Genomic DNA, 10,184 nt, shown 5'->3' with positions numbered 1-10,184 from the left:
CTTTGCCTAAGTCTGAGTAGACGTTTGACTAGGGAATGTTTTTCTCGATATAGTGACACCACTGATGAGTGGTGACACTATTCCCGATTTACAGTCTCTGATTGCACTTGGACTGAATAGCTATGAGGCGGCGGCCTATATGGCACTGTTGGGCCGTCCCGAACTCGGATCTGCCGAAATTGCGGTACGAGCCAGCATTCCCCGTCAGCGGATCTATGACGTACTTGGTTCATTAGCGGCCAAGGGACTTTGCCTTGCTCGCGATACGACTCCGAAGAGTTTCTCTGCCGTCGATCCCAGGATCTCCCTCGATTTGCTTGCAAAGGAGAGGGCTTCTGCTCTCGACCGCCAGAAAAAGGAGACGGAGTCTCTGGCCCTGAAACTCGTCACGGAGTTAGCCCCAATTTACGCTTCTGGGCGAGGGCAAAATGATCCGCTTGCCTACGTAGAAGTGCTATCAGGCGCGACGCGTATTGCTCATAGAGCTTTAGCTCTTGCGGAAGCAGCAAAGAAGAGTGTGAACTCGTGCATTCGAAAACCAATGATTCTTTCCAAGGATCAAAACTGGGGGTTTCTGCGCGCACCGCTTGGCAAAGGGCTCAAATACCGGGCTCTCTGCGATCCAGAAGCTATCGAAGATTCCGAACTACAAGAATGGATAAGTACCTTTGCGGACTGGGGAGTGGAGATCCGCGTTTCTGCAGAATTGCCGCTAAAGATGCAGGCATTCGATGACGAGACGGTACTTGTTTCTATGCAGGATCCTACTGCGGGCCAACCGAGTTTTACTGCCGTAGCTATTCATAATAGGGGCTTCGTAGCGATGATGAATCTCGCCTTTGAGCATCTGTGGACGAATGCCACACCTTTTCGCGGGAAAGCTTCAAAGAGGAGCAATAAAAAATGAACGGTTCGTGTGTGCACGGTTCAATTCAATCCGGGATTGAAATCCATCAAGGGTATGAGCCCGGTCTGATAGGACGAGTTAGCGAACTGCACGGAAGGTACTATGCCCGGGAATGGGGATCTGGAGCACCGTTTGAGGCTATGATGGCACGCGACATCTGTGAGTTCATAGAACGCTATGATGCCGATAAAGATCTTATTCTTTCTGCTCACATAGAGGATGTTCTTGTAGGAGCTATCGCAATACTGGGGCAGAATCCCAAACCCGAGGGCGTACAGTTGCGCTTCTTTCTTGTGGACCCCGCTTATCACGGCAAAGGCGCTGGAAAGGCACTTCTGCATAGTGCATTGGATTGGTGCAAACAGCGGGGATATCAAAAAATCTTTCTTTGGACTGTCGATCATCTGCCGCAGTCGCGAGGACTATATGAGAGTGTCGGATTTCGAATTACCGAACGTCATCACGACGATCGTTATACGGTGCCAAGAGAAAATCTCAAGATGGAACTAGAGCTAGACAAATAAGGTCCGGCCAGCAAATTACGACTTTTGAATGGATAGAAAGGTTATGTAGCTAGATGAACTCCTCTGTCTCCGATGAACAAGCACAAAGCAGCTCTCCTGAAACTTCTCTCAATTGTCTGAGTGCAAAGACGGCAAAGTGTTATGTCTGCGGACCGGAAAATCCTTTAGGGTTACAGGTTCTGTTTACGCGCGAAGGAACGAATGGCAGCCGCGCGTTTTATACTGCCCGCGCTGAACATGCTGGCTGGTCCGGGATTATGCATGGCGGAGTAACATTCGCACTAATGGATGAGGCCCTCGGTTGGGCGGTGCATTTCCAAGGTTTATATGGTGTCACGGCGAAAGCTGAGACCCGCTTTCGCCAGCCTGTTCACATCGGAACAAAGCTGATCATACGTGCCTGGACTCAGGAACAACGGCGCAAGGTGATGAGTGCCCGTGCGGAAATGCGCATTGATGATGAGGCTCAAACGTTAGTAGCCGAGGTGGATGCGACGATGTTCTTGCTTGATAGTGCGGACCAGGTTTCCTGACACCAGCTTTTCAAACAGGATGATTGCCAGCGGGAGACTAAACCCTGCTTCGACGGAGCAATCCTTTAATAAACGATGCCAGAAGGCGACACAATCTTTCGGATCGCACGAACGCTAAATCGTGCACTCGCAGGTAAGGAGATTACTGCGTTTGAATCTGCGTATGCGCAGTTAACGAGAGTCAATGACGATACTCCCGTTGCTAGTCGATTGGTTGAGCGTGCCGAGCCCCATGGAAAGTGGCTGCTGATCTATTTCTCGGGAGATTTGATTCTTGCCACTCATATGCGTATGAAGGGCAGTTGGCATCTCTATCGTGTCGGTGAACGATGGCAAATGGGACGTCAGCATATGCGGATTCGGATGCAGACGAAAGACTTTGAAGCTGTCGCCTTCGATGTTCCCGTAGCGCAGTTTTACACGCAACAGACACTGGAAAGACAATCGGCAATTCCGAAATTAGGTCCCGATGTCTTGGGCGATATATTTCCCGTCGAGGAAGCTGTAGTCAGAATTAGGGCTCTTCCGAAAGAAGAGATTGCAGATGTGCTGCTAAACCAGCGAGTGATTGCAGGAGTTGGGAATATCTACAAATCCGAGGTCTGCTTCGCTTGTGAAGTGAATCCCTTTCGGCGCGTAGAGACACTTACAGATAAAGAGTTGGATTGCCTGATTGCACGGGCACGCAAGCTTATGGCGGATAACGTTAGCGAGGAGACCTCGAACTCCATTCAGACGTACTCGGGGCTTCGGAGAACAACGGGGGCAATGGATCCGGGAGCAAGGCTATGGGTTTACCGGCGCGAGGGAAGGCCCTGTCGTCGTTGCGGAACATCAATCATGATGCGTAAACAAGGTATTCATGCGCGCTCTACGTATTGGTGTCCGAGTTGTCAAAAGTGATCCCGCACAAATAAAACCGGCCATTCAGTTTTGCTGAATGGCCGGTTTTATGTTTTGTTCTCTTACTGCTTAGGTGGCGGCTCTTGTTGTTGCTGGTCTTGCTTGTTGTCGCCGCTTCCGGAAATCGCCCCAAAGATCTTTCCGAAGAAGCCCTTTTTCTTTTTCTGTGCGTTGGAATTAGGTGTATTTGCCTGCCCATCCACCGGTTGTTGTTGCACAGGCTGTTGCGGTATCGTGGGCGGCGACTGCGGCAATCCTGGGGTGTTGTTGCCCTGGGTATTGGGTGGTGCAGCCGGTTTATCTCCGCCTAATCCAAAGAGGCGCTGGAAGAGATTTCTTTGATCACCGTTGGCGTGATCGCAAGTATCTGTTGGAGCGGTTCCGGCCAGGAAGGCTACCGTATAGGAATCCGGGCAGGATGCAGTCGAGATCAGATTCGTGACCTTATCAATCCTCACAATCTCAACACCTTCCGGTGCAGAGAAATCATGAGTATCCGAATACTGAGGCAGCTGAACTGCCTTCTTCATAAATTCAGCCCAGATAGGAGCGGCTGCAGCAGCACCAGCCAGTTTGATATCTGTGTAATCGTCATTTCCGACCCAGACTATGCAAAGCAGGTTGCTGGTGAAGCCTGCGAACCACGCATCATGCGAAGTCCCGGTCTTGCCTGCTGCCGGTGCCATAAAACCGCGCTGGCGGACTACGTAGCCAGTACCGTTATTCATGACGCTTTCCATCAACTCCGTTGTCAGAAAAGCAACACGAGGATCGATGACCGGCTTTGAAGAAGGTGTGAAGTCGGCAACCACGTCGCCGTCGGAATTGCGAATGGAGGCTAGCATCCAAGGATCGATTTTGACTCCACCGTTTGCAAAAACGGTGTAAGCCCCGGCCATATCTATTGGAGTAGCATCATAGGCTCCAAGGGCGACAGAAGGAGTACCACGAGCACTCTTAATACCGGCATCCCGGGCTAAAGAGGCTACGTTGTTAAAGCCAACCATCTGTGCAAGGCTGATGGTCGCATTGTTGAGCGAATGCATCAGCGCATAGCGGGCTGTAACTTCGTCATGGTATTCCCCATGATAGTTACGCGGTGTGTATTGCTGGTTCCCTACCGTATAAGTAACCTGCTGGTCGTTGAGCATGGTCACCGGTGAGAAGACCGCATCCTGTCCGGAAAGGGGTGTTCCGGTCAACGATGTGTTGAACGCAGTTGCAAAAACGAATGGCTTGAAGATCGATCCTGTAGGCCTCTTCGCGACTGCGTGATTCAGCTGGCTGTTGCCATAATTCCGTCCACCGACAAGCGCCAGCACTTGCCCTGTATGAGGATTGAGTGCAACAAGCGCGACCTGCGGGGGAGCGACGTTGCCAGGAGTCTTTGCATGCAGACGGGCAACCTGTTCGTCTACGCTCTTCATGCCGATGGCAACAGCATCTGTGGCAGCCTTCTGCAGGTCGGGATCGAGCGACGTGTAGATGCGCACACCTTCGTGGTTGTAATCGCGATCGCCGATCTTTTGTGCAATCTGGTCACGAACCAGATCGACGAAGTAGGGAGCCTCTCCAGCATCCAGATTTACGGTCGATAGATGCAGCGGTTCCGCTTTCGCACGTTCTGCCTGATCCGCAGTGATCTTTTCCATGTCGAGCATGGAGTCGATTACGATATTCCGGCGTTGAATGGCTCTGTCAGGATGGCGGTAGGGATTGCGGAAACTTGGTTGCTGAATCATGCCTGCCAACAGCGCACATTCGGCTAAGTCGAGCTGCTGGACATTCTTTCCGAAGTAGACCTGAGCGGCTTCTCCGAAACCATTGACAGCAAAGCTTCCTTGTTGACCGAGAGGAATTTCGTTGGCATACATCTCGAAGATCTGTTTCTTGTTAAAGCGGTGTTCGAGATGATAGGTGATTACAATTTCGATCAGCTTGCGTTTTAAACGCTTTTCAGGGCTCAGGAAGAATCCGCGGGCCAACTGCATGGTCAGCGTCGATCCGCCTTCCATGTAGGTGTGTTTGCGGGTAAGGTCGTTGCGTAACGCGCCGAGCATGCGGATATAGTCGACGCCGCCATGATCGAAGAATCTGCGGTCTTCAATGGCTACGACTGCGTTCACCAGATTCGCTGGCAGCTCGTCGTACTTTACGATCCGGCGCTTGGTGCGGTTTACGCCTTCGGAGAGGCCTGTGATCATCACAGGCTCAAGCTCATAGGCGACCAGCTCCTGGCCCTTGTCCCCGTAGATGCCGCTCACCAGATCGTTGTTGAAGTTGATCGTGGCGCCATCCTGAGAGTGATAGGACTGTGGACCCGGGTGAATCGAAATGGAGGTGGCGTTTACGCGATAGGTGCCCATAGGTGAGGCTGTCCCTATGCCCTCCTCCGTATATCCGCCCTCGCGAAGCTCCTGAGCGATTCCCCTTGGGGTGAGCTTCTGTCCGGCACGTACTTCACGTGGAGCCGCGTAGATTTTGGCCGTATTCGCAAAGAGAGGCTGCTCCAGCCGTTCATCTACGATGTTCCCGTATTTGAAGTAGTAGAAGCCAAAGATCAGGAGAAAGAGTCCTACAAATGCTCCTCCGGCGATCAGCATGACGCGCATAGCTTTACTGCGCATGGAAAAGAAAGTTGCTGAAGGCGGATGAGCAAGCTTGATTTTTAATGCCACAGGTCAAAACCTCCACTGACCGTAGGACCGAGCCGGTGAAGGCAAGGTCTCTTGTTGCTGAAAGGATGCGACTTGCTCGAAGAAACTCCAGGTGGACAGACCTCTTGGGTCCATCCACCTTCGATTTATGCCTGAATGCGCTCTTTCAACGTAGATACGACTGCATCGAGCTGGAGATCCTCGCTGGTTGCCCGCGAGCGAACTACAAATTCGACCTTACCCTCCGCAGTCTTCTTCCCAACATTGATACGGAATGGAATACCAATAAGATCCGCATCTTTGAATTTGACTCCGGCACGCTCGTCGCGGTCATCCAGTAGGACGTCGAATCCTGCCTGCTCCAAATCGGTTGCAAGCTTCTCTCCCGTCTCCCGAAGCTTGGCATCCGCGGTATTCGTAATGGTTACAACAACTTCAAACGGTGCAATAGCAGGGGATAGCCAGAACCCGTTGGCGTCGTTGTTCTGCTCTATTGCCGAGGTAAGGATACGCTCGATTCCAATACCGTAGCTACCCATGATCGGCGTGACTTCCTTGCCGTTCTCATCAAGAACCCGGGCGCCCATGCTCTCCGAGTACTTGTAGCCAAGCTTGAAGATGTGTCCAATTTCCACTGCCTTGGCAACCCGCAGCGGAGCGCCGCATTGAGGACATCCCTCACCCTCGGCAGCATTGCGGATATCGGCCGAAACTGTGAACTTGAAATTCACACCGGGCGTCACATTGCGGAGATGGTAATCCAGCTTGTTGGCACCGCAGACCATGTTCTTGCGATTCAGCAGACCATTGTCGAGGATGACATTTACTCCGCCATCGAAGAGCTTAGCTGCCGCGTTAAGGCCCACAGGTCCGAGAAATCCTGCCGGAGCGTTGAAATAGGTGGTCAGTTCTTCTCCGTGCATTGGACGAAGTTCCGCTACGTCGAGCTTGGATTTCTGTTCCCTCAGCCCGGCATTGAGGACACCTGTTAATTTCGTTTCGTTGACCAGATGATCGCCACGCAGGAAGACAACAACCGGCTGCCAATTGTCCTTTTCGCCGCCACGCATGCTGGCCATATAGGCGACCGTCTTAATGTCGTGCTGTGGAGAGATCTTCAGGAATTCGACCACATCGGCGATGGCGCCTTTCCCGGGTGTGTGAACCAGCTCCGGCTGGCCGTCCCCGGTTGGAGCGAGATCTTCAATCGATGAAAGCTTGGATGTGGCTTTTTCTGTGTTAGCCGCATATCCGCACTTGGCGCAGCTGGCAATGAGGTCTTCACCGGCATCGGTGTAGACCATGAACTCCTGCGACTGCGTGCCGCCCATCGAGCCTGAGTCTGCTTCGACAGCGACGACAGAGAGACCGCAACGGCTGAAGATCTTACGATAGGTCTGGTCATGCAGCAGGAAGCTCTTGTCGAGTCCTTCCTTGTTGATGTCGAAGCTGTAAGCGTCCTTCATGATGAACTGGCGGACGCGCAGCAATCCGGATTTTGGACGAGGTTCGTCGCGGAACTTGGTCTGGATCTGGTACCAGATCTGAGGCAGTTGCTTGTAGCTGCGCAATTCCTTGCGCGCAATGTCGGTCATGATCTCTTCGTGAGTCATGCCCAGGCATAGATCCGCGCCTTTGCGATCCTTCAGACGAAACATGTTGTCGCCCATGGTCGACCAGCGGCCGCTGGCTTCCCATACCTCACGCGGATTCAATGCTGGGAGCAGAAATTCCTGACCGATCTGGTCCATTTCTTCACGAACAATGCCGATGATCTTTTGAATCGAACGGTGTCCCATGAAGAGGTACGAGTAAATGCCGGCTCCGAGTTGACGGACGTATCCGGCGCGCAAAAGAAACTTGTGACTAGCGACTTCGGCGTCTGCCGGCGCTTCACGAAGAGTAGGAACAAAGAGCTTAGACCAGCGGTGCATTTTTCCTTAGGTATGCTTTCCTGCCCGCGGCCTGCCGCGAGGCAAATTCCACAATTCTCTATTTTAAATGGTAGCGATAGCGATGCCCTGATTTTGGTGCACTTTGCGGGATTTGAACAAAATTTTTGTCTCGGAGGGAGCTTTTCACACGAACGCAAGCTCTCGACCAAGCTTACTTGTGGGATCGCCCTCTAAAGTGAGCTCGCTAAGAAACGGCTATTTCTTCTTTGGTTGCTCACTGCCTTCAGAAAGAAAACTGACAGTTTAGTGTGGTTAGTTATATCTCATCGTGCTACAGTCCTCCGCGCAACTTTGTTTCGCTTTATAGCGATGTTCATGAACGCCTCAGGTTGCGGCTCCCACTAAAGAATCGGGAAGCGCGATAGCTATTTATCAGGCCTCGGGTCCCCAAGTACAAAGCATGTCTACAAGTCCATCGTCATCCCATATGCATTTGCTGTGCATATGAGGAGGTTGCTATTCAGTCGATTCGTCAGAACTGGAGTCTTTGCAATGTTTACCTTCCTTTCGTCTCTCTCTTCCTTCCTTCTGCATATGCAGAAGGCCGCATACTCCGCAAGTGTTTGCATCGTATTTGTTCTCGCTATTGGTACAAATTATCTCCACGCCGCAAAATCGGAAACCAAGACTACCCTAAGTGCTCTATCTGTTATTGCTTTGAGGGGAACGCCGGTTACGCTTTCCGTCAGCGTCAAGACAGTGAGTGACGCACCTGTCAGTCCTGGACAAGTTGTTTTCTGTGAGGCAGAAGCAGCGCATTGTCTTGACGATGCGGTTCTTGGCTCCGCCCAGTTGTTGGGAAATGGTACGGCGACAATCACGCTGCGGCCGAGTGTGGGGAGACATCGGATTTACGCTTCGTTTAAGGGCACTCAGTCCTTTGCCTCCAGTAACTCCTCCTCAATGGCAATTGAGATATTCGATCGTTTCCAAACTTCTACTTCCCTCGCCGCTATGGGCGGTGCGGGAAAGTTTCTTATGACGGCAACAGTTACCCAACAACCGCGAGGGTTGACGAAACCTCCACTCTCCGGATATGTGTCGCTTTATGACATTGGGAAGCATGCCTTCATCAGGACATCTCCATTAAGTAAGCCTACATATGGAATTGGTGTTGAAATACACAATGAAACCTTATTTAGCTATGTGCCCACATACATTTTGTCGGCGGATTTCAATAATGACGGTTTTCCCGATTTGGCCGTATTAGGAGGGGGCCCTGGTGTTGAAATAGATTTGGGCGATACAGCACATCCCGGAAAGTTTCTGCCTGCCAGTTCTTATGCAGTGCCAAACATTGGCGGCGTAATGACAATTGGAGACTTTAATAGCGATGGTCTTCTCGACCTTGCTGTAGCTAGTGGGACAGGTGTGGATGTTTTGTTTGGTGATCCGGCCAGTCCAGGGAAATTCCAGCCGGGAACCCTCTACTCTGCTCCTGGCAGTAATTTCCTGGCAACAGGAGATTTCAATGGCGATGGTCTTCCCGATATAGTTTCGGTCGACAATCGGGACGGGGCTATTATCGTTTTCCCAAACGATATAACTCATCCTGGGAAGTTTCTGACGACGGCAAGCTATCCGGCTGGTAGTGATCTTGGTTCTGCCGTGGTGGCGGATTTCAATGGTGACAGCGTTCTGGATATCGCCATTGCCTCCCATTCAGGAACAGCGAACATCTTGCTGGGTGATCCGGCTCATCCGGGGAAATTCCTTGCTCCCGCGAGTTATCCATGTGGAGGTTCAGCAGATGGCATCGCTGCCGGTGATTTCAATAAAGATGGGCTGCCCGATATTGCCGTGACGAATATTGGCTGGCAGAATATAGGTGTTTTGCTGAATGATGCTACGCATCCTGGGCAGCTCCTTCCCGTAGTCCTTTCGCTGGTATATGACGAGATCGATCCCGGGCAGACAAATAATATCGCCGTAGGAGACTTCAATCAGGATGGAATGTTGGACGTGGCTGCCGGGAATCCTTCTAATCTGGGTTTACTGTTAGGTGATCCTGACCATCTCGGACAATTTAAGCCCGAAGTTGTGGAATGCTGCGCCGGAAATTCCGAAGGGGCTGCTTTATCTGCCTTTTCGGCGGTCAAGTTGGACAGCGACGAAGCACCGGTTTTGTTTGCAACTCAGAATGCCGGAGATACCGCCACCATTATTCAAACCTGGCGCACATATGGAACGGAGACGGCGACGGCAACTTTCAATAACATTGCTGTGCCGGATCTCGCTTCTACTTATTTCAAAGCAACATATTGGGGGGCTATCTATTATGACCATAGCGAGTCGACCCCTACGAATCCGAATGCTCCCACTATTAGCAATATTCAAGCGTCAAAGGTTGGAGATACCACTGCTACGATCACCTGGACGACCAACGTAAAGTCAATCGGAATCGTCAGCTATCACGACTATACCGGGTTAGAGATTTACACCCCCTGGACGGAGCCGGCAACAACACAACACTCCGTCGTTCTCTCCAATCTGACTATATGGTCTATATATCGGTTTCATGTACGGGCTATTGTGTTCTTTCCTGATGGAACACATTGGACGACTATTTCGCCAGAACAAGTCCTTTTGCAGGTTCCTTAGCGGCAGAAGCGAATCATAGTAAGCTTCTGAACCAAACGGCTAACTATGGTTCGTTTTCGAAGGCGGTTTTCTCCAGAGCCATGTCTGCAGCCATGGCTCTGATA

The 10,184-nt window shown here is 51.5% G+C and carries 7 protein-coding genes; 5 read left to right on the top strand and 2 right to left on the bottom strand.

Annotated features, from left to right (window positions below):
• The first annotated feature begins 64 nt into the window (after window positions 1-64).
• From AC6I7T_RS12435 to AC6I7T_RS12420, 4 genes are all read left to right on the top strand, one after another.
• Window positions 65-907: a TrmB family transcriptional regulator gene (locus AC6I7T_RS12435; RefSeq protein WP_497793769.1), complete on the top strand. Its 843-nt coding sequence runs from the start codon at window positions 65-67 to the stop codon at window positions 905-907.
• On the top strand, window positions 904-1,431 hold the full coding sequence (locus AC6I7T_RS12430; protein ID WP_497793768.1) for a GNAT family N-acetyltransferase: 528 nt from the start codon (window positions 904-906) through the stop codon (window positions 1,429-1,431). Before AC6I7T_RS12435 ends, AC6I7T_RS12430 begins: the two co-directional genes overlap by 4 nt.
• Window positions 1,432-1,484: 53 nt before the next feature.
• Window positions 1,485-1,964 carry a PaaI family thioesterase gene (locus tag AC6I7T_RS12425; protein ID WP_497793767.1) on the top strand — a complete coding sequence of 160 codons (480 nt, stop codon included), beginning with the start codon at window positions 1,485-1,487 and terminating at the stop codon, window positions 1,962-1,964.
• A 75-nt stretch (window positions 1,965-2,039) separates the two neighbouring features.
• On the top strand, window positions 2,040-2,867 hold the full coding sequence (locus AC6I7T_RS12420) for an Fpg/Nei family DNA glycosylase (protein ID WP_497793766.1): 828 nt from the start codon (window positions 2,040-2,042) through the stop codon (window positions 2,865-2,867).
• Window positions 2,868-2,929: 62 nt separating this feature from the next.
• Here AC6I7T_RS12420 and AC6I7T_RS12415 read toward each other — a convergent pair whose 3' ends face one another.
• Window positions 2,930-5,545: a transglycosylase domain-containing protein gene (locus tag AC6I7T_RS12415; RefSeq protein WP_497793764.1), complete on the bottom strand. Its 2,616-nt coding sequence runs from the start codon at window positions 5,543-5,545 to the stop codon at window positions 2,930-2,932.
• A gap of 125 nt (window positions 5,546-5,670) precedes the next feature.
• On the bottom strand, window positions 5,671-7,458 hold the full coding sequence (locus tag AC6I7T_RS12410; RefSeq protein WP_497793763.1) for a proline--tRNA ligase: 1,788 nt from the start codon (window positions 7,456-7,458) through the stop codon (window positions 5,671-5,673).
• A gap of 513 nt (window positions 7,459-7,971) precedes the next feature.
• Here AC6I7T_RS12410 and AC6I7T_RS12405 point away from each other — a divergent pair.
• Window positions 7,972-10,080: an FG-GAP-like repeat-containing protein gene (locus tag AC6I7T_RS12405; RefSeq protein WP_497793762.1), complete on the top strand. Its 2,109-nt coding sequence runs from the start codon at window positions 7,972-7,974 to the stop codon at window positions 10,078-10,080.
• The last annotated feature ends 104 nt before the right edge of the window (window positions 10,081-10,184 follow it).

Source organism: Humiphilus diazotrophicus, assembly GCF_059726315.1.
The sequence above is the reverse complement of the archived record's forward strand: the minus strand, read 5'-3'. Positions and strand labels throughout refer to the sequence as shown.

What these genes read in the sequence shown, in the direction of transcription:
- AC6I7T_RS12410 (WP_497793763.1), bottom strand. Translation starts at nt 7,458, where the DNA reads ATGCACCGCTGGTCTAAGCTCTTTGTTCCTACTCTTCGTGAAGCGCCG.
- AC6I7T_RS12430 (WP_497793768.1), top strand. Translation starts at nt 904, where the DNA reads ATGAACGGTTCGTGTGTGCACGGTTCAATTCAATCCGGGATTGAAATC.
- AC6I7T_RS12435 (WP_497793769.1), top strand. Translation starts at nt 65, where the DNA reads ATGAGTGGTGACACTATTCCCGATTTACAGTCTCTGATTGCACTTGGA.
- AC6I7T_RS12425 (WP_497793767.1), top strand. Translation starts at nt 1,485, where the DNA reads ATGAACTCCTCTGTCTCCGATGAACAAGCACAAAGCAGCTCTCCTGAA.
- AC6I7T_RS12405 (WP_497793762.1), top strand. Translation starts at nt 7,972, where the DNA reads ATGTTTACCTTCCTTTCGTCTCTCTCTTCCTTCCTTCTGCATATGCAG.
- AC6I7T_RS12420 (WP_497793766.1), top strand. Translation starts at nt 2,040, where the DNA reads ATGCCAGAAGGCGACACAATCTTTCGGATCGCACGAACGCTAAATCGT.